Genomic DNA, 19,949 nt, shown 5'->3' with positions numbered 1-19,949 from the left:
TACCGGCATGCCGGCCCCGACAGAGGATGGGTGCAAACCGAATGCCGTCCCCATGACGACACCCGCTACCTACTTGGCCGACGTATCGACCCGCAGGCTTGCCAGCCATGCCTCATCGGCACGACTGAGCAATCCGTTGGCGCGTGCGCTCTCGATCAGATCGGGGCGTTTGCGCCAGGTATTGGTCAACGCCTCGCGGCGTCGCCATTTTTCAATCTCTGCATGATGCCCGCCCAACAGCACGTCGGGCACACGCACCCCTTCGTACTCTTCGGGTCGCGTGTAGTGCGGACAATCGAGCAGGCCATTGACGAAACTGTCCTGCTCGGCCGACTGCTCGTCGTTCAGTGCCCCCGGCAGCAGCCGGATCAGCGAGTCCATCAGTGCCATGGCGGGCAACTCTCCGCCCGACAGCACGAAATCACCAACACTGACCTCTTCGTCCACGACGCGATCGATCAAACGCTGATCGATAGCTTCGTAGCGCCCGCAGAGCAGAATCAATCCCTGCTCCTGTTCGCGCAGTTCCACGACACGACGATGCGTCAGTGGCTTGCCTTGCGGCGACATCAGCAACACCCGGCCGCGCGGTACGCCGGCTTGCGCCTGCGCAGCCTTTGCTGCCTCGATGGCGTCGTCGAGCGGCTTGGCGAGCATCACCATGCCCGGGCCGCCGCCGTACGGTCGATCATCGATCGTGCGGTAGTTGTTATGCGTGAAATCGCGAGGATTCCAAAACCGCAGACCGTAGCGCGACTGCTTGAGCGCCCGGCTGGTGACGCCCCAGTCGGTCAGTGCCCGAAACATCTCGGGAAAGAGCGTCACGACGTCAAACTGCATCAAACCGGTTCCGTCCAGAGGTGCCCGGACACCACAGCGGCCGGGCGATCAATCGGTATCTCAGTAGTCGAGACCCCAGTCGACCACAATGCGCCCCGCCTCGATATCGACGGATTGCACATATTTGGCGACGAACGGGATCAGACGCTCAGCGGTCTTCGCCGACTTGTCGTCGACGGCAGGCGCCTCGTAAGCGACACGCAACACGGTGTGCACGCCGTTGTCGAGCAACCCGACGACCTTGCCAAGCGATTCGTCCTGCAGATTCGTTACCTGGGCACCTATGAGGTCCACCCAGTAAAACTCGTCTTCACCGGCGGTCGGAAACGCACTGCGCGGCACCCAGACCTGAAGGCCCTTGAGCGCCTCGGCAGCCGACCGGTTTTCGCTGCCGCGCAATTGCGCGACCACGGTACCGGAATGCCCTCGACTGTGCAGCACATTGGCCTTGGTGTAGGCCGACTCACCGGGACGACGAAAATACCAACAATCGGCGGACAAGAGACCTTCGCCCTCGCCCGTATGCGGCTGCACCTTGATCCAGCCGCGAATCCCGTAGGCGTCGCCAATGTAACCCAGCTCGACGAGATCGTCGGGCACTTCGGTCACCGGGGCGAGCACCTGCTCGGCACGCATGCCGGCGGCGCGGCGCGCCTCAGCACCGATTTTCAGCGGTACCCGCTCACGTGCGGGTCGAGCGGAACGAACCATGCCAATCCAACGTTGTGACGAACACACGGCGATGACCGCTCCAGATCGCTCGGGAGCAGGCACCGCCGTTCAATTCTCATGCCATCGGCAAACCGACGGCAATGCTGATAGCTTGACTAGCCGAAGCGCTTAGGCAGCAGCCTTGGCGCCTTGCTTGATCAGACGAGCCACGGTCGGCGACAGTTGTGCGCCAACGCCTTGCCAGTACGTCAGACGGTCTTGAGCAATACGCAGACCTTCCGTGCCTTCGGCAGCGACCGGGTTGTAGAAGCCAATACGCTCGATGAAGCGGCCATCGCGACGGTTACGCGAGTCGGTTGCAACGATGTTGTAAAACGGGCGCTTCTTCGCGCCGCCGCGAGCCAGGCGGATAACGACCATAATAAATCCTTGTGAATCCAGAAGTGTTCGGACAGAAAACGCGACATTATAGCGCAAAACCCTCGTCAAAACAAACACTTCCCCGGACACCGGCGGCGCCCCGCCAAGCCGCGCCCCGATTGGGGGACAAGACCGCCACGTTGGCTCCGGCGGGCACTGGTCTACAATGCACGCATTCTGTGCGTGAAGCGAGTCCAGCATGCAACGATTGACCGGTGGATGGCAACGCCCCGCTCGGCCGCAATGGCCAGTGCGGGTCGCCTTGCGAGTCATCCATCTTGTGAAGCATGTGCGTCAAGTCGGTTTGTTTTTCGGTGCCGCGCTGGCGCTGGCCCCATGCCTCGCCACGGCGCGCGACGCCCTTCCCATCGAACGTCTCGTCCTGCCGCCCGGCTTCCACGTCGAAGTCCTCTCCGACCGGGTGCCCGGCGCCCGCGGCATGACGCTTGGCCCGAAAGGCACCTTATTCGTCGGCAGCCGCGCACAAGGCGTTGTCTATGCCATCACGCTCGATCCGTCGCGCGCCTATGCGGCCAGGGTCCAGACCGTCGCCACGGGGCTGAACATGCCCGTCGGCGTCGCATTACGCAACGGCGCACTCTATATCTCGGCCGTCTCGCGCATCGTCAAGCTCGACAATATCGAAAGCCGGCTCGACAATCCCGGCAAACCGATCGTCGTCTACGACAAGCTTCCTGGCGAAAGTCACCACGGCTGGCGATACATCGCATTCGGCCCCGATCAGCGCCTGTATGTCGGCGTGGGCGCACCGTGCAATGTCTGCAAGCGCGACGGCGATCGTTTCGCGATGATCGGCAGCATGAAGCCGGACGGCACCGACTGGCAGGTCGTCGCCCGTGGCGTGCGCAACACCGTAGGCTTCGACTGGCAACCCAGGACACGCACGCTCTGGTTCACCGATAACGGTCGCGATCAACTCGGCGACGACGTGCCGGACGACGAGCTGAACCGCCTCACACGCCTCGGCGAACACTTCGGATTCCCTTACTGCCATGCCGGCAACATCGCGGATCCTGAATACGGGCGAGAGAAACGCTGTGCGGACTTCACGCCCCCCGTGGCAAAGCTTGGCGCCCATGTGGCCGCGCTCGGCGTGCGCTTTTACACCGGCAAACAGTTCCCCAAGGACTATCGCGGCAGTCTGTTCATCGCAGAGCACGGCTCCTGGAACCGGAGCCGCAAGGTCGGCTACCGGGTCGTACGCGTCGTGCTCGACGCCAAGGGCAACGTCGCCAGGCAGGAAATCTTCGCGCAAGGCTGGCTGGGAGACGACGAGTCGGTCTGGGGCCGCCCTGTCGACCTCCTTACGTTACCCGACGGCTCACTGTTGATCAGTGACGATGAGGCCGGCGCGATCTACCGTATTACTTATCGGAAACCGTGACGCGGCCGCACGACGACGACCGACATCGACTCGGGAATCTCACCGCAATGACGATGCAAGGAACTGCACTGACCGGCATTCGGTCAACCTTTCATGGACTCAGGGCTGCGCACGGCGTCCGCCGCCTGCGTGTGCCGCGACACTTTCGCTGATCGTGCCCTCCCGGCACGCCCGGCAATTCCACCAAGACATGATCATGACCCAACGCCGACGCTCTTTCCTGCCCGCCTCGTTCGCCATCTATATGGCAACGCTCCTCGTGCCGGCGGCCATGTTGGCCGGCTGCGCCGCCCCGTCGGGCGGCGCCGGTCCATCGCAGGCGTCGCCCGGTGCGCCGGCCGCCGCCACCGCCCCGGCCGACATCCTCGGCACCTGGCAACTGATGCGATGGGAAGGTGTCGACGACTTGCCAAGTCTGCCGGAGAGCCGCGCCATCAACCTGACCTTTAACGACAAGGGGGCGTTCTCTGGCTCGGGCGGATGTAACCGGATCTTCGGCCAGTACTCGGTGGGGCCGGCCAAGGGCCAGGTCAGCCTTCAGGCGCCGGCCGCCACGCGCATGGCTTGCCCGGACTCGATGGCCTTCGAAGACCGCTACCTGAAGACGCTTCCCCGCGTCACCCGTTTCGAACGCCGCGACACACAGTTGATTTTGCGCACCCCGAATGGTGAGACGCTGACCTACGCCTCTCAGACGTTGCTGGATCGTCCGGTCGCCAGCACCACCAAGACAGAAGACCGTATTGTCGATGTCGATTCGCAAATGGCGGATTGCGTGGGCGTCGCGCCGCGAAAGTGCCTGCGCGTGCGCAACGCCGACGATTCCAGGAAAGCGCCGTGGGAACTCTGGTATGCCCACATCGATGGCTTCTCGTGGAAGCCCGGCGTAGAATACCGCGTGAAAATCCACGGCGAACCCGTCGTCAATCCGCCCGCCGATGCGTCGAGCATGCGCTGGACGCTGGTCGAAGTCATTCGCGAAACGCCAGCCCGATAACCCATCCCAATGAATGCAGTCGCCTATAAATCCAAGACCCTGACCGCGGGCCTGGCAATGCTGTTCGGCACGCTGGGGCTGCATCGTTTCTACCTGTACGGTCTGCGCGACCGCTTCGGGTGGGCCCATGTCGTGGGATCGGCCTGCGGTGTAGCGGGTTGGGGGCTGCTGGTCACGAGTGAGCTGCAGTCTCCCGCCGGATGGGGCCTGACGATTCTCGGCGCCATCTCGCTGTTTTCCGCATTCCTGGCGGCGATTGTCTACGGACTTCGGCCCGACGAGCGCTGGGATGCCCAGTTCAACGCCAGCGCCCAGCGCAAATCGCGCTCGGGGTGGATCGCCGTCATCATCGTAAGCGTGTCGCTGTTCGTGGGTGCGATGTTGATGATGGTTGGCCTCGCCGTGGCGTTCCAGACATATTTCGAAACGCACGACACGCCGAATCGCCTGTCGCAGTAACGCGTCAGCATGACCCCACGCTCCGCCACCACGCCCCCTCGACCGACACTCGGCTTCATCGGCGCCGGTCGCGTTGCATGCGCCCTCGCGCTCGCGGCGGCACGCGCGGGGTATGAGGTGACGGCGATCGCAAGCCGACGCCTCGATGCGGCGCAACGCGTCGCGGTCGCCTTGCCGGCGTGTAAGGCCCTGCCAATTCACCGGCCGAACGACATGAACGCGGTCTTCGCGCATGCCGACCTTGTCTTCCTGAGCGTTCCCGACGACGCCATCGCCACGTGCGCCGCGCATCTGTCGCCGAGCGCCGGGCAGGCACTGGTACATTGCAGCGGCGCCTCGGAAGTCGGTCTGCTCGCGGCCGCCACCCAACACGGTGCGCAAATTGGCGGCTTCCACCCGCTGTTTCTTTTTGCCGGTCTCGATGACGACGCGATGCGCCTGCCGGGCAGCGCCATTACCATCGAAGCCGACGCCCCGCTGAACGCTGTGCTCCACGCGCTCGCGAGCGCGATGGGGTGCCGCGCCCTGTCGATCCCGGCGGGCGAACGGATGCGATATCACGCCGGCGCCAATTACGCCGCCAGTTTTCTGCTGTGCCTGCTCGATGAAGCTACCCAGCTCTGGCAAGCGATCGGCATGCCGGAAGCCGACGCCCAAGACGCCATGTGGCCGCTGGTCATGGGCACCCTCACCGCCGCCCGCGAGCGCGGACTCGCCGGTGCGCTCTCCGGCCCGGTGTCGCGGGGCGACGCAGGCATCGTCACCCGCCACACCGAAGCGCTTGCCTCGCTGGGCGGCAATCACGCGACGCTGTATTCGCTGCTGACGCTCAGGGCGATTCACCTCGCCCATCAACGCCCGAACGCGGACGGCGCCGCACTCGACGCCATCGCACGCGCCATCGCGCCATATTTGCCGCCGTCCGCCCCAGAAAGCGCCGCATAAGGGCATCCAGCGCCTCCAGCCCATCCAACCGCTCGACGCTCCCCACCCGCGCCACCCCGCCTCGCCCGCCAGTCCGTTCTGTGTCATGCTCGCCCCTCGGATACTGTACAAAAACACAGTATAATGACAAGCATTCCTCGCGAACGCCCTGCCTTCGCGCCCCGGACTGCCATCAAGGAGACAAGTCATGGCTTCCTCATTCGCGCCGCCCCCGTCGCGTAAGGGCCGAGGCGCTACCGCCAATCTCGAATCGCGCTTTTCCGAATTCCGGCGCGAAAGCGATGAGACCCGACATGAATCGGATGCTGCCCAAGAATGCGAGGTCAAGTTCGTCACGCAAGTCGCGCTGGAAAATGCGCGAACGATCATCTCGCGCAATCAATCGACGGACATTCCCTTCGACCGTTCGATCAACCCATATCGGGGATGCGAGCATGGCTGCGCCTATTGTTTTGCGCGTCCCACGCACGCCTATCTCGGCCTCTCGCCGGGGCTCGACTTCGAAACCCGCCTTTACGCGAAACACAACGCCGCCGAGCGCCTCGACGCCGAGTTGCGCAAGCGCGGCTATCAGCCCGCCCTGCTCGCACTCGGCGCAAACACCGACCCGTACCAGCCCATCGAACGTGAATACGGCATCACCCGAAGCGTGCTTGAAGTGCTCGAGCGTTTCGGCCATCCCGTCGGCATCACCACGAAATCCGCACTGGTCACGCGCGACATCGACATCCTGTCGCGAATGGCGCAGCGCGGTCTGGCCCGCGTATTCATCTCAGTGGGAACGCTCGATGCGGAAATCGCCCGCAAGATGGAGCCGCGCGCCAATACCCCGGCACGTCGCATCGAGGCCATCCGCAAGCTGACGGACGCGGGTATCCCCACCGGGGTGATCGTGGCGCCCATCGTGCCGGCGCTCACCGATTTCGATATCGAACGGGTATTGACGACAGCGGCGCAAGCCGGCGCAACGTACGCGGGCTATGTGATGCTGCGACTGCCGCGCGAAGTTCACGATGTTTTCGTGACGTGGCTCGAAGCGCATTACCCGCTCAGAGCACGCCACGTCATGAGCCTGATCGAGCAGGTGCGCGACGGCAAGCACAACAGTTCCGAGTTCGGCACGCGCATGCGCGGCACCGGTTTGCATGCGGAGTTGATCCGTCAGCGCTTTCATCTGGCGGCACGCAAGTTGGGTCTCAATCAGGCGCGACCGCCGTTGCGGAACGATCAGTTCAAGGTCCCTGCACCGGCAACCTCAAGCGCCGCCAATGGACGGCAAACCGCCGCGCAAGCCACCGTAGCCGGGACGGACAAGGCCGACCCGCAGATGCCACTCTTCTAAAGAGGGACGCCGAACGCAACGGCAATTTAGGTTTCTCGAAGCCCTCCCGCTGCCCCCCGCTCACTCCTCGACGTGGATGGTGAGCGTCTCCTTGATCTCCTCCATCACCACGTAGCTCTTCGACTGCACGGCCCCTGGCAGTTGCAGCAGGATGTCGCCGAGCAACTTACGGTACTCGGACATCTCTCGAATGCGCGCCTTGATCAAATAGTCGAAGTCGCCCGAGATGAGATGGCACTCCATCACCTCCGGGATGCGCAGCACTTCCCGCCGAAACTGATCGAACATGTTGCCTGACTTGTGATCGAGCGTGATCTCGACGAATACCAGCAACGCGGCGCCAAGCGCGGCCGGATTCACCCGGGCGTAGTACCCCATGATCACGCCGTCGCGCTCCATGCGTTTCACGCGCTCGATGCAGGGCGTAATCGACAGGCCGACCTGCTCGGCGAGGTCTTTCATCGACATGCGCCCGTCTTGCTGAAGCAGCGCGAGAATGCGCCGATCGAGGCGATCCAGCGTTCGGATCGATTGCTGCTGGACTCTCATTACTTATTCCTGAATTTCAGATATATACATTAACTAAACCTACCAATCAGATAATACTATGCCAATTATTACTGGATAACCATGGTTTTACAGGAGTCAACGCAATGAAGGTCATCGTTCTCGGTAGCGGCGTCATCGGCGTCACCAGCGCCTATTACCTGGCGAAGGCCGGGCACGACGTCACGGTGCTCGATCGTCAAGCCGGACCGGCGCTCGAGACCAGCTTCGGCAACGCCGGCCAGATTTCGCCGGGCTACGCCTCGCCGTGGGCAGCGCCGGGCATTCCGATGAAGGCCATCAAGTGGTTGTTCCAGAAGCACGCCCCGCTCGCCATCCGTCCGGACGGCACGCTCACGCAACTCAAGTGGCTCTATCAAATGCTGCGCAATTGCACGCCCGAGCGTTATGCCGTCAACAAGGAACGCATGGTGCGGATCGCCGAGTACAGCCGCGACTGCTTCCGTGCGCTGCGCGCGGAGACGGGCATTCCTTACGAAGGTCGTCAGGCGGGCACACTGCAACTGTTCCGTACCGACGAGCAACTGGCGAACGCCGCGCGCGACATGGCGGTGCTTGAAGAGGCCGGTGTGCCGTTCGAGTTGCTCGACCGCCAGGCACTCGCCAGCGCCGAGCCGGCATTGGCGGCCGTTGCTCACAAGCTCGCGGGCGGCCTGCGCCTGCCCAACGATGAAACCGGCGACTGCCAGTTGTTCACCACGCGTCTGGCGGCGATGGCCGAGGCACTCGGCGTGAAATTCCGCTACGACATGCCGATCGACGGTTTGAACGTTGTCGGCGACAAGATCGATGGCGTGGTCTGCGCAGGCACGGTGCAACGCGCCGACGCCTACGTCGTCGCCCTCGGGTCGTACACCACACCGTTTCTGCGCGGCCTTGTCGACATTCCGGTGTATCCGCTCAAGGGGTACTCGATTACGGTGCCCATCGTCGATGCATCGCGCGCCCCGGTGTCGACCGTGCTCGACGAGACCTACAAGATTGCCGTCACCCGCTTCGACGACCGCATTCGCGTTGGCGGCATGGCCGAAGTGGTCGGCTACGACAAGACGCTCAATCCGGCTCGCCGCGCCACGCTGGAAATGGTCGTGAACGATCTGTATCCAGGCGCCGGCAACACGGCCGACGCCTCGTTCTGGACAGGGCTGCGCCCGATGACCCCCGACGGCACGCCGATCGTGGGCGCCACCGCCCTGCGCAATCTGTTCCTGAATACGGGACACGGCACACTGGGCTGGACGATGTCCTGCGGCTCCGGGCAGTTGCTGGCCGACCTGATGTCGGGACGGCGGCCCGCGATTCTGGCCGACGATCTGTCGGTGGCGCGCTACAGCCGCGCGCCCGACGCGCAGGCCCAACCGGCCTTCGCCTGAGCTTCCAGACGGCACCTTCGGGTGCCGTTTTGATTGGCGCCGCTGAAATGTTGGCATGCGCTGTCGTCACTTTTTACTGTCACATCACAAAAAAGGAGACGCATCATGAAAATCGGTGTACCCAAGGAGATCAAGAACCACGAATACCGCGTCGGCATGACGCCCGCCGCCGTGCGCGAAGTCGTCGCCCGCGGGCACGAAGTGTGGATCGAGACCCAGGCCGGCGCCGGCATCGGCATGGACGACACGGTCTACGCCGCCGCCGGTGCGCGCATTGCCGCAACGGCGGTCGACGTGTTCGATCGCGCCGAACTGATCGTGAAGGTCAAAGAGCCGCAGGCCGTCGAACGCGCCCGGCTTCAGCCCCATCACACACTCTTCACGTATCTCCATCTCGCCCCCGATCCCGACCAGACCCGTGACCTGCTCAAGAGCGGCGCCACGTGCATTGCCTATGAGACGGTGACCTCTGCGAATGGCGGACTTCCCCTGCTCGCCCCCATGTCCGAGGTCGCCGGACGCATGTCGATTCAGGCCGGGGCCACCGCGCTCGAAAAGACGCATGGCGGACTGGGTCTGCTCCTCGCCGGTGTACCGGGGGTGGAAGCCGGCAAAGTCGTGATCCTGGGCGGTGGCGTTGTCGGCACCAATGCCGCGACGGTGGCCGTGGGCATCGGCGCGCAGGTGACGGTGATCGACAAATCGGTCGACGCGTTACGCCGCCTCAATGCGCAGTTCGGTGGCCACGTGCAGACGGTCTATTCGACGCAACACGCCATCGAAACGCATTTGCACGACGCCGACCTCGTCATCGGCGGTGTCCTCATTCCGGGCGCGGCGGCGCCGAAACTCATTACGCGCGCGATGCTCGGGCTCATGCGCAAGGGCGCTGTCATCGTCGATGTCGCAATCGATCAGGGCGGTTGTTGCGAGACCTCACACGCGACGACGCACGCCGATCCGGTCTACGTCGTGGACGGGATCGTGCACTATTGCGTCGCCAACATGCCCGGCGGCGTGCCGCGCACCTCCACGTTCGCGCTCAACAACGTGACGCTGCCGTTCATTCTGCAACTGGCCGATCATGGGCCGGTCGCCGCGATGCGCGCCGATTCGCACCTGCTTGCCGGACTCAATGTGGCACGCGGCAGGGTGACCAACCGTGGTGTCGCCGACGCGCTGGGTCTGGTCTATCACGATCCGCATGCCGTACTGGCGGACTTACTACCGACCGCAGCGTAAGCACAACGATGTAGACGCGAGGCATGGCGCGACGCCGGGGATCTTCACACCCGGCGCCGCGCCATGCCTCGCGCTTTGGACATGGGCACACTCCCTTCGTTATACTTGCCTCATCTCGACGGCGCCCACCGGTCAAGCCGGTCTCCGGGCACGTGCTGCCGCGCGGCATTCTGCCTGTCCCCAAGCCGTCCCTGTCCATGAGCAAGTGATGAACGCCGACCCGCAAGAACTCAATAAATTCAGTGAATTGGCCCACCGTTGGTGGGATCCGCACAGCGAATTCAAGCCGCTGCACGAGATCAACCCGCTGCGCCTCGACTGGATCGAGCAGCATGTGCCGCTCCACGGCAAGCGCGTGCTGGACATTGGCTGCGGCGGCGGCATTCTCTCCGAATCGATGGCGCGCCAGGGCGCACACGTCAAGGGAATCGATCTGTCGAAAAAGGCGCTCGGCGTGGCCGATCTGCACAGCCTCGAAGCCGGCCTGTCCATCGACTACGAAGAGATCTCCGCCGAGGCGCTCGCCGCGCGCGATGCGGGTACGTACGACGTCGTGACCTGCATGGAGATGCTGGAACACGTGCCGTCGCCGGCATCCGTCGTGGCGGCCTGTGCAACGCTCGTCAAACCGGGCGGTCATGTGTTCTTCTCGACGCTCAACCGTAACCCGAAGGCCTGGCTGCTGGCCGTGGTCGGCGCCGAATACGTGCTGCGCATGCTGCCGCGCGGCACGCACGATTACGCCAAGTTCATCCGTCCGTCGGAACTCGCGTCGTTCGCCCGCGCCAGCGGCCTGACGGTGCGGGATCTGCGCGGCATGACCTACAACCCGCTGAGCAAGCGTTACGCGATCAACCGCGATACCGACGTCAACTACATGATCGCGTGCACCCGCGATGCCTGATATGTTCGAGCCCCCCGCCCGAGTGCCCGCAACGCCCTTCGCCGCCGATGCGCAACTGCTCAACGGCAACGTTCACGCCGTCCTGTTCGACCTGGACGGCACGCTGGCCGACACCGCGCTCGATCTCGTCGCCGCCGTCAACAAGGTACGCACCGACCGCGGTCTGCCGCCGGGCCCCTACGAGACGCTGCGCCTGCAAGCGTCGCACGGCGCGCGCGGGCTGATCGGCAGCGCCTTCGGCGTCGCCCCGAGGATGCGGCGTTCCCTTCCTTGCGCGACGCCTTCCTCGCCAATTACGAAGCTGCCTTGTGCGTGCAGAGTCGCCTGTTCGACGGGATTCCCGCGCTGCTCGAGGCCTTGGCCGCGCGTGGTATGCCGTGGGGCATTGTGACCAACAAGGCCGCGCGTCTGACCGATCCGCTCGTCAAACTGCTCGGGCTCGCCGAGGGCGCCGCGTGCGTGGTGTCGGGTGACACGACGCCGCACAGCAAGCCTCACCCCGCCCCCCTGCTGTACGCCGCCGAGTGCATGGGCATCACGCCCGGGCGCATCGTGTACGTCGGCGACGACCTGCGCGACATTCAGGCGGGCAAGGCGGCAGGGATGGCGACTGTCGCGGCGGCCTATGGCTATTGCGGCGACTCGCTGGCCCCTGCCGAGTGGCAGGCGGACGCTGTCGTCGAACACGCGGGGGCGATCGCCCCGCTGGTAATGTTGCCGGCCTGACGGGTCGGGTCATTACCTCCCGGGACAGGGCCACCGCAGCCGATCCCGGGTCTGTCTCGCCGCGCAACAGTGGCGCGGCGCCTGCGTCACTGGCGACTTACGGGAGACCGCATGGCCGAGCAAGAGAACGATCGCAAACCCCCTTCAGCCTCGCCGGAATCGTCCGCCGACGGCAATCGTCTGCAACAGGGTCTCGTTCGTGCCCGCGCGCTCGGGCGCGACCCCAACGTGCGCCGCCGTGCGCGCAAGACCAGCCTGTGGACCGCCGGGGTGATCGCCGTGTTCGGCGTCATCGGTTATTTCACCGTGCCGGCGGTGGTCAAGCATTACGCCATCGAAAAGCTCTCGGCCTATCTGGAACGACCGGTGAGCGTGGGCGACGTCAGCTTCAACCCGTACACACTGCGCCTGGATTTGCATCAGGTCCACATCGGCGACAAAACGCCGGGGCAGCCATTCGTGGACGTGGGCATGCTGCGCGTGAACGCCTCCTGGGGTTCGCTGTTCCGCCTTGCGCCGGTCGTCGACGAGCTTTACGTCGACACGCCGGTGCTCAACATCGTGCGCACGGCCCCTCAACGCTTCAACTTCTCGGACATCATCGATCGCGCAACGTCGGGACCGCCGTCGCCCGAGCCGTCCAAGCCCGCTCGCTTTGCACTGAATAATGTTCAGATCAAGAACGGTACGGTGCGCTTCGACGACGCCGTGCAGAACGAAAAGCACGTTATCGACCATCTGCAGGTCGGCGTGCCGTTCATCGCGAACCTGCCGGCCGACACCGACATCTTCGTGCAGCCGCTGCTGCAGGCCTCCATCGACGGCTCGCCGGTGCGGATCTCGGGCCAGACCAAGCCGTTCGCCGATTCTCTGGAATCGACGGTCGACATCAAGCTCGACCGGTTCGACCTGACCAAGTACCTCGGGTATTCGCCGGTCAACGTGCCCGCGCAGATCAAGAGCGGCGCCATCAGTACCGATCTGAAGCTGCATTTCACCCGCGATAAAGACGGCAATCACGTGCTGCTCACGGGTACGGCGGGATTGTCCGACGCCGTGGTCAACGAGCCGGACGGCTCGCCGCTCGTCGCCGTCAAACAGGTCGACGTGAAGCTGGGCAAGGTCGAGCCGCTGGGCAATATCTATCACATCGACAGCGTGCGAGTCGACGGTCTCGACCAGCACGTCACGCTGGAAAAAGACGGCTCGATCAATGTCGCCAAGGCGCTGCTGCCGCAGCGTCAGGTCATCAAGGCGGTGGGCAAGGCGGTGGATCAGGCTGCGGCGTCGCCGCAAGCGAGCGAAGCGGCCAAGGCGGCACCGAAGGTGCCGGCCGAGCAGACGGCACGTCCTGCGTCGCCGGCGTCGGCGGCCGAAGCGGCCCAGGCGAAAGCGTTGGCCGCTGCCGAGCCCGCGCCGCTCGACCTGCTGGTCGGCGACGTCTCGCTCGTCAACAGCAAGGTGCGCTTGACCGACGAGCGCGGCGCGAAACCGGCGAGCCTCGCGTTGGAGAATATCCAGATCGGCGTGAAGCAGTTCTCGACGCTCGGCAAGGACCCCGCGACGTACGACGCCTCGCTGGGTATCCAGAGCGGCGGCTCGCTCAAAGCCCACGGCCAGTTCAGCTTGCCCGCGTACAACGCGAGCGGCGAACTCGAGGCCCAGTCGATTGCGCTCGCCGCCCTGCTGCCCTTCGCGCAAGGCGCGCTCGCGGGCGATCTGAAGAGTGGCACGCTCGGCGCCCAGGCCAGGTTCAGCGCGGCGTTTGCCCCCGACAAGCAGCCCAACGTCCAGATTGCGCCGGCCACGGCCACGCTCGAGAAGATCGAATGGCTGACCGGTCTCAAGGGCGACGCGCCGGTCAAACTGGCCAAGGCTGAAGTGAAACTCTCGCACTTCGATCTGGGCGCGCGGCAAGCGGCGATCGACGAGGTCACCGTCAACGGACTGCAGGTGTCGGCGCGTCGCGACAAGGACGGCAAGATCAACCTGCTTGCCCTGACCGGCGACGGCCAGCCGAAAGCCGCGGCAAACCAACGCAAAGGCAAAGGCATCAAAGCGCGCGTGGGCACGGAGCGCGGCCGGCGAACGTCCGCCTCGGCGACTTCATCGAACGCGCAGGCGGGCGCCGGTGGCTGGCAATGGACTGTCGGCAAGGTGGCGTTGGAAAACGCCAGCCTCGGGTTTGAAGACCGCGACGTCAAAGGCCGTCCGATCAACGCGACGTTCGCACCGCTCAACGTCAAAGTGCAAGGCGCGTCGCAGGACATGAGCAAGCCGTTGCAGGTGGACATCAGCGGCACGCTCAATAAGAAAGGGTCGCTTAACGCCACCGGTCACGTCACGCCGCAACCGCTCGCGGCCGATCTTCAGATCAAGACGCAGCAGCTCGATCTGGCGGCGTTCGATTCGTACATGAGTGACCAATTGAACGCGAGCATCGCGAGCGCGCTGCTCTCCAGCAACGGGCGGGCCACGTTCGCGATGAAGGGCGACACCCCGCAGGCAACCTATCGCGGCGATGCCACATTGGGCAACGTACGTCTGCTCGACAAGGTCACGACGGATGACTTCATGCGCTGGAATGCGCTGGCGGTGCAGCAGATCAATCTGGCGGTGGGCAGCGGCAAGCCTAACGTCCAGTTGGGCAGCATTGCGTTGTCGCGCTTTTACGCGCGTTTGATCATCAACGCGAACGGGCGCTTGAATCTGGCCGATGTGGTCGGCAACAAGGAAGCGGCACCGCGTTCGCTGACGCGTGCGAATGAAGGCGTGCCGCTCGGTGGATCGACGGCCAAGCCACCGCTCGATGCGGCGGCGTCCGCCGTGGAAGCGGGACAACCGACGGGCGTCGAGACGCCAGCGCAGAAGCCTGGCGAGACGACGGCACAGCGCGGCCCGGGCTACGGCGCCGGCAAGGCGCTGCCTGCGGATGTCCACATCGGGCGTATCACGCTGCAAGGCGGAAACATCAACTTCACGGACAACTTCGTCAAGCCGAACTACACGGCGAACCTGACGGATATCGGTGGGCAAATCGGCGCATTCGGCACGGCGACGACCGAGCCCGCTGCAGTCTCGCTGCAAGGCAAGGTCAACCGGAATTCACCGATCGGCATCAACGGCAAGATCAATCCGCTTGCGCCGATGGCGTTCGTGGATCTGAGTGCCAAGGCCGACGGTATCGAGCTGACCAATCTCACGCCGTACTCCACGAAGTACGCGGGCTACCCCATCGAGAAGGGCAAGCTCACGGTCGATGTGCACTACCTGCTCGATCAGGCGAAGCTGACGGCGAACAATCACATCTTCATCGACCAGTTGACGTTCGGGGATCACGTGGACAGTCCGACGGCGACCAATCTTCCGGTGCGTCTGGCGGTATCGCTGCTGAAAAATTCGCGCGGCGAAATCGATGTGGACATCCCGATCTCCGGCTCGCTCGACGATCCGCAGTTCAGCCTTGGCGGGGTGATTTTCCGGGCGTTCGTGAACCTGATCGTCAAGGCGGCGACGGCGCCGTTCAGTTTGCTGGCGTCGGCGTTTGGCGGCGGCGACCAGGAGCTGGGCTACGTGGAGTTCGCGCCAGGCAGCGCGCGTCTGACGCCGGAGAGCGAGAAGCGGCTGGAGACGCTGGTCAAGGCGCTGACGGATCGTACGGCGTTGAAGCTCGATATCGAGGGCCGGGTCGATCCGGCGAAGGATACCGACGGTCTGCGCAAGGTGGCGGTGGAGCGTGCGATCAAGGCGCAGAAGGTCAAGGCGATGGTCGGCAAGGGAGAGAGCATCGACGTGGACACCGTGAAGGTCAGTCCGGAGGAGCGCAGCAAGTACTTGACGGCCGCATACAAGGCAGCGGACTTTGCCAAGCCGCGCAACATGATCGGGTTTGCGAAATCGCTGCCGGACGACGAGATGGAAAAGCTCATGGAGACGAACGTCAAGGTGGGCGACGACGATCTGCGGGCGCTGGCGGATCGGCGGGCGCAGCGCGTACGGTCGTGGCTGGACGGCAAGATCGCGTCGGATCGGATGTTCGTGGTGGCGCCGAAGCTCAACGCGGACGGCATCAAGGACAAGGGGGCGACGACACGGGTGGACTTTGAACTTAAGTAGGCCATTTGTGTCATAATCAGCGTTACCACTGGGGCCGACATGGTTTCGACGTGGGTAGCGAAGCGAATCAGGGCATACCGAGGACCCGTCACCTCGTTAATCAATGGGAAAATTAGTAACTGCAAACGATAACTCGTACGCACTGGCTGCCTAAGGGCGCCTGCCTCGCACTAGCTCTCTGACGGGTTAGGGTAGCAATACCAAGCGAGGTTATTCACGTCAGATAATCTTCGGTGGTGCCACGGCGCCGGAGCCTAAAATCAAGTGGATCGCTGTTGCGTAGCGTGTTCGTCCGCGACAAAACGGTTAAATCAAATGACTGAACTAAGTATGTAGAACTGATCGTAGAGTACTTGCGGACGCGGGTTCGATCCCCGCCGGCTCCACCAACAACACTTCCGAAGACTGTCTCAGTCTTCCTCAAAACCCCGATAGAGCAAGCCTCTTCGGGGTTTTTCTTTTCCTCCGTCGATGATTCCCATTCGCGCTTTTCCGGTGGTACGTGGTGGTATTTGTGGTGGCATCTGCGCTAGGCTGAGAACCCGATACCACCAACACCACCCGTGAGATGCCGCTTACTGACATTGCCGTCCGCAAGGCCGCACCGGCTGACAAGCAATACCGCTTAGGTGATTCCGCAGGCACGTACCTTGAAGTACAGCCGAGCGGCGCGAAGTACTGGCGCCTGCGGTACCGGTTCGACCAGAAGCAGAAAACGCTCGCGCTCGGCGTCTACCCTGCCGTCGGTCTGAAGGACGCACGCGAAGCGCGCGATGCGGCCCGCGCTCTGCTCGGCAAGGGGGTTGACCCGGGCGCAGCACGTGCGGCCACAAAGTCCAGTCGCGGAACCGCTGCGGCAAACTCGTTCGAGAGTATCGCGCGGGAGTGGCACCGCAAGTTTTCAGCGGATTTTTCCGAATCGCACGCGGCGAGGAACCTGCGGCGCTTGGAGGCGCACGTCTTCCCCTACTTCGGCCGGATTCCCATTGCGGACGTGGACGCGCCGACGATCCTTGATGCGCTGCAACGGGTTGAGGCGCGGGGAAACCTCGAGACCGCCCATCGGCTGCGCTCGATCATCGGCCAAGCATTTCGGTACGCGATCGCCACCGGCTGCGCCACGCGTGACCCGAGCGCAGACCTGCGCGGCGCGATCCCTCCCAAGCCCGTGCGGCACTACGCAGCGATCATCGACCCGGAGCAGCTTGGCCTGACGCTCAGGACGATCCACGGTTACACCGGCAATCCCGTCGTGGAAGCGGCGCTGAAACTGAGCCCCTACCTTTTCCAACGGCCGGGCGAGCAACGGCTGGCAGAGTGGTCGGAGTTCGATTTGGACGGCGCGACATGGGAAATCCCGCCGAGCCGGATGAAACGCACGAAGGAGGAAAAGGCAAACGGTGCGGGGCACGTCGTGCCGCTCGCTCGCCAGGTGGTCGACATTCTGCGGGATTTGCATCGCCTGACTGGCACCGGACGGCACGCCTTCCCGAGTGTTCGCGGCGATGCACGGCCGATCAGCGATGGAACCTTATCGGCAGCGCTCAGGCTCATGGGATTCGACGCCCAGACCATCACCCCACATGGATGGCGCGCCACGGCTCGCACACTATCAGTCGAAGCACTGGGCTTTCCCGCTGAAGTGGTAGAGATGCAACTTGCGCACTGTGTGCGCGACTCGCTCGGGCGCGCCTACAACAGAACGCAATGGCTAGAGAAGCGCCGGGGATTGATGCAGGCATGGGCTGACTATCTCGACCATTTGAGAGAGTCCGCGAAGTAACGACCACCCGCGGCTACAGCGATCGGCAAAGAGAAGCCGCTTTCGATTTGAAGGCGAACCAAGGATTCGGCTCTCCCCGGACCTGCGGATTATGATTCTCGCGCCAGAACGGCTCGAATCATGAGGTTGAGCCTCGTTGATGTTCCGATCCGGCGAGGTGACGGCAGGGCTAAGATCCTTACCCCGATTGGGATGCGCAAATGCTTGCGGAACGATTTTCGGTCGGAAGGCCGGCCCCGTTTTCCAGCGGTTCACGCTGTGTCATGCAAATTTATGCCCATACAAAAAATCATTGACGCACAGAATTTTCGCCCATACAATAAATAAATGCAAATCGAATTCGACCCAGCGAAAGACGAAGCGAACCGTGAGAAACATGGGCTGTCACTGGCGCTTGCAGAACTGTTTGACCTTGAGGCTGCACTGCTGGCGATTGACGAGCGGCACGACTACGACGAGGAGCGATTCGTTGCGCTCGGCCCGCTTGGCGACAGGCTCCATGTCATGGTGTTTACGGTGAGAGACGAGTCGATTCGAGTTATCAGTCTCCGCAAAGCTAATCGACGCGAGGTGAAAAAGTATGACGAAGCGTAAATTCCCCCGATGACCGACGCTGAGGATGCTGCTATTACGCGTGCCGCTGAAACAGATTCGGATAGCGCACCGTTGAGCGATGAGCAGTTGCGCAAGATGCGCCCCGCGCGCGAGGTGCTTTCCAATGTATTGGGTAAAGAGCGTGCCGATGCCGTGTTGAAGCGCCGGGGACGCCCGGCAATGCCGGAGAGTCAACGAAAAGTGGCGCTCAACATGCGTGCCGACCGGGACGTGGTGGAAGCATTCAAAGCCACCGGCGATGGTTGGCAAACGCGCATGAATGAGGCCCTGCGCGAGTATGCCCAGTCGCATCACATGTTGCCTGCTTGATCTTACGGGGCACTCTTGGTCTGTCGTACGCTGTAAGCGTTTCTGCCGCGTGTCGAAACGTTTCGAGTGTCGACGCATAGGCTGGGGTATTCGGAAGTTGCTGAAACGCAAGGCTCGGCACTCCTGCGATGATGGATTCAGCCGTTAGGTCGGCTCAATCCACTCACATTTCAGGAGACTTGGATGAACGATTCAACCAAAAGCGACGGAAAGGATGGAGGAAACGACGGTCAAGGCGATGACGGACTCGATCTCCCCAAGTCGTTGACGCGTGAAGGGCATGTTGTCTGGTTCCACGAATACAGGAAGTACCTCGGTTACGCGTGGGACGAGACAGCAGGAGAAATCAGGCGAGCGCACGTGTCCGACCCTGAGCATGCGATTTACTTCGAGACGTTCGCGGAGGCGATGGTGGCGACGGATAGGTTGATGGGGCCCCACGTCATCCTTCACACGGCGAAGCGGGGCGAGAAACCGCGATTGGTGCGGTAATTGTGGTTGCGGCCCATCCAATGCGGTGGGCCGTTATCCGCAAATTCTGGATTCACCCTCGCATTTTTCTAAGCCGCCACCGACTGACATTTCTCATTTTCGTTTTGGCCAAGCACTTGCTTGCGAACTTCAAATTCGGACGGATAGCGTCTGACGTCAAACCGGATGAGACGCACGCCGGTGGCCTTCATCACCGCATCCTTTTCCTCATCGCGCGTTTTCTGTCGTTGTCGGTCATGCGATGGATCGTCTAGCTCGATAGCCGCAACCACGGAAAAATCACGACGACATATCACGTAGTCCAGTGAAAGCTGTGCCACTCGATTGAAATGCTGGTGGCTCTTGTTTCGCTTTGTTCTCACGATCCGCTTGATGTCCACCTGAGCCAGGATCACGTGGCCGGGCAAACTACTTTCGATGCGTCGAAAAAATGCTTGTTCTGTCGCGGTTAACGGCTTTACTGCGTAGTACGCGGACGCATCAATTTCTCGCTGGTGTTGATGACATACTCCGTCAGTGCCGACAGACTGGCCTGATCGCGCAACGTCATTCCGACATCGGCCAGGCGTCCCATCAACAGACCCTGGGCGCGGCTGACGTCGGCCAACGACGGGGCCATGCTAGCCAGATCGTAGCGCCAACTTGGCCCGTCGTCGGCCTGCCAGATATAAGTGTAATCGCCGCTTTTCATGCGGAGGTTATGGGCCGCATTCTCCGCAAACGCAAGCTATTCGCCGCATAT

At 63.1% G+C, this 19,949-nt stretch carries 18 protein-coding genes, 1 other RNA gene and 2 pseudogenes; 15 read left to right on the top strand and 6 right to left on the bottom strand.

Going from position 1 to position 19,949, the window contains the following annotated elements; genetic code table 11:
- Positions 1-69: 69 nt before the first annotated feature.
- The 3 genes from trmD to rpsP form a co-directional block, all read right to left on the bottom strand.
- Positions 70-840 (bottom strand): tRNA (guanosine(37)-N1)-methyltransferase TrmD, encoded by a 771-nt coding sequence (trmD, locus tag DRB87_RS07820; protein ID WP_130025500.1) that lies wholly within the window; start codon positions 838-840, stop codon positions 70-72.
- A gap of 60 nt (positions 841-900) precedes the next feature.
- Positions 901-1,551 carry a ribosome maturation factor RimM gene (gene rimM / locus DRB87_RS07815; protein WP_232424674.1) on the bottom strand — a complete coding sequence of 217 codons (651 nt, stop codon included), beginning with the start codon at positions 1,549-1,551 and terminating at the stop codon, positions 901-903.
- 129 nt (positions 1,552-1,680) lie between these two features.
- Positions 1,681-1,932 (bottom strand): 30S ribosomal protein S16, encoded by a 252-nt coding sequence (gene rpsP, locus DRB87_RS07810; RefSeq protein WP_017234865.1) that lies wholly within the window; start codon positions 1,930-1,932, stop codon positions 1,681-1,683.
- A 199-nt stretch (positions 1,933-2,131) separates the two neighbouring features.
- On the opposite strand from rpsP, the gene DRB87_RS07805 reads away from it, so the two are divergent.
- The 5 genes from DRB87_RS07805 (at position 2,132) to DRB87_RS07785 (ending at position 7,080) form a co-directional block, all read left to right on the top strand.
- Complete coding sequence (locus DRB87_RS07805) at positions 2,132-3,337, top strand: sorbosone dehydrogenase family protein (RefSeq protein WP_240756225.1); 1,206 nt, start codon at positions 2,132-2,134, stop codon at positions 3,335-3,337.
- Between the two features lie 196 nt (positions 3,338-3,533).
- Positions 3,534-4,334: an META and DUF4377 domain-containing protein gene (locus DRB87_RS07800; protein ID WP_165385259.1), complete on the top strand. Its 801-nt coding sequence runs from the start codon at positions 3,534-3,536 to the stop codon at positions 4,332-4,334.
- Positions 4,335-4,343: 9 nt separating this feature from the next.
- Entirely contained in the window at positions 4,344-4,793 is a 450-nt protein-coding gene (locus tag DRB87_RS07795) for a hypothetical protein (RefSeq protein ID WP_130025498.1), read from the top strand.
- A gap of 9 nt (positions 4,794-4,802) precedes the next feature.
- On the top strand, positions 4,803-5,738 hold the full coding sequence (locus tag DRB87_RS07790; protein ID WP_130025497.1) for a Rossmann-like and DUF2520 domain-containing protein: 936 nt from the start codon (positions 4,803-4,805) through the stop codon (positions 5,736-5,738).
- Between the two features lie 187 nt (positions 5,739-5,925).
- Positions 5,926-7,080: a PA0069 family radical SAM protein gene (locus DRB87_RS07785; protein ID WP_130025496.1), complete on the top strand. Its 1,155-nt coding sequence runs from the start codon at positions 5,926-5,928 to the stop codon at positions 7,078-7,080.
- 60 nt (positions 7,081-7,140) lie between these two features.
- Here the strand turns inward: DRB87_RS07785 and DRB87_RS07780 are convergent, their stop codons facing one another.
- Positions 7,141-7,629 (bottom strand): Lrp/AsnC ligand binding domain-containing protein, encoded by a 489-nt coding sequence (locus DRB87_RS07780; protein WP_017234859.1) that lies wholly within the window; start codon positions 7,627-7,629, stop codon positions 7,141-7,143.
- A gap of 104 nt (positions 7,630-7,733) precedes the next feature.
- Between DRB87_RS07780 and DRB87_RS07775 the strand changes: the two genes are divergently transcribed.
- The 10 genes and pseudogenes from DRB87_RS07775 (at position 7,734) to DRB87_RS07730 (ending at position 19,207) form a co-directional block, all read left to right on the top strand.
- A complete protein-coding gene (locus tag DRB87_RS07775) occupies positions 7,734-9,020 on the top strand; it encodes a D-amino acid dehydrogenase (protein ID WP_130025495.1) in 1,287 nt (428 codons plus the stop codon).
- Between the two features lie 105 nt (positions 9,021-9,125).
- A complete protein-coding gene (gene ald / locus DRB87_RS07770; RefSeq protein ID WP_130025494.1) occupies positions 9,126-10,262 on the top strand; it encodes an alanine dehydrogenase in 1,137 nt (378 codons plus the stop codon).
- Positions 10,263-10,467: 205 nt separating this feature from the next.
- Complete coding sequence (gene ubiG, locus DRB87_RS07765) at positions 10,468-11,166, top strand: bifunctional 2-polyprenyl-6-hydroxyphenol methylase/3-demethylubiquinol 3-O-methyltransferase UbiG (RefSeq protein ID WP_130025493.1); 699 nt, start codon at positions 10,468-10,470, stop codon at positions 11,164-11,166.
- Between the two features lie 198 nt (positions 11,167-11,364).
- Positions 11,365-11,892 (top strand): annotated as a pseudogene (locus DRB87_RS07760) (HAD-IA family hydrolase); the annotation flags it as partial.
- 111 nt (positions 11,893-12,003) lie between these two features.
- Positions 12,004-16,008 carry a DUF748 domain-containing protein gene (locus DRB87_RS07755; protein ID WP_130025492.1) on the top strand — a complete coding sequence of 1,335 codons (4,005 nt, stop codon included), beginning with the start codon at positions 12,004-12,006 and terminating at the stop codon, positions 16,006-16,008.
- A 30-nt stretch (positions 16,009-16,038) separates the two neighbouring features.
- Positions 16,039-16,397, top strand: a transfer-messenger RNA (tmRNA) gene (ssrA, locus tag DRB87_RS07750).
- 179 nt (positions 16,398-16,576) lie between these two features.
- Complete coding sequence (locus DRB87_RS07745; RefSeq protein WP_130025491.1) at positions 16,577-17,791, top strand: integrase arm-type DNA-binding domain-containing protein; 1,215 nt, start codon at positions 16,577-16,579, stop codon at positions 17,789-17,791.
- Positions 17,792-18,118: 327 nt separating this feature from the next.
- Positions 18,119-18,385, top strand: a complete 267-nt coding sequence (locus tag DRB87_RS07740) for a BrnT family toxin (RefSeq protein WP_130025490.1) — start codon at positions 18,119-18,121, stop codon at positions 18,383-18,385.
- A 9-nt stretch (positions 18,386-18,394) separates the two neighbouring features.
- Entirely contained in the window at positions 18,395-18,715 is a 321-nt protein-coding gene (locus DRB87_RS07735; RefSeq protein WP_130025489.1) for a BrnA antitoxin family protein, read from the top strand.
- Positions 18,716-18,898: 183 nt separating this feature from the next.
- Positions 18,899-19,207, top strand: coding sequence for a hypothetical protein (locus DRB87_RS07730; protein WP_130025488.1), 309 nt, complete (start codon positions 18,899-18,901; stop codon positions 19,205-19,207).
- A gap of 68 nt (positions 19,208-19,275) precedes the next feature.
- Here the strand turns inward: DRB87_RS07730 and DRB87_RS07725 are convergent, their stop codons facing one another.
- Both DRB87_RS07725 and DRB87_RS07720 read right to left on the bottom strand, forming a co-directional pair.
- On the bottom strand, positions 19,276-19,692 hold the full coding sequence (locus DRB87_RS07725) for a DUF2726 domain-containing protein (RefSeq protein WP_130025487.1): 417 nt from the start codon (positions 19,690-19,692) through the stop codon (positions 19,276-19,278).
- A 5-nt stretch (positions 19,693-19,697) separates the two neighbouring features.
- A pseudogene (locus DRB87_RS07720) lies at positions 19,698-19,898 on the bottom strand (DUF4172 domain-containing protein); the annotation flags it as partial.
- Between the last annotated feature and the right edge of the window lie 51 nt (positions 19,899-19,949).

Source organism: Pandoraea sp. XY-2, from assembly GCF_004193915.1.
GTDB classification, from domain to species: Bacteria; Pseudomonadota; Gammaproteobacteria; order Burkholderiales; family Burkholderiaceae; genus Pandoraea; species Pandoraea cepalis.
Note: the sequence above shows the minus strand (reverse complement) of the source record. Positions and strands in the feature narration are given on the sequence as shown.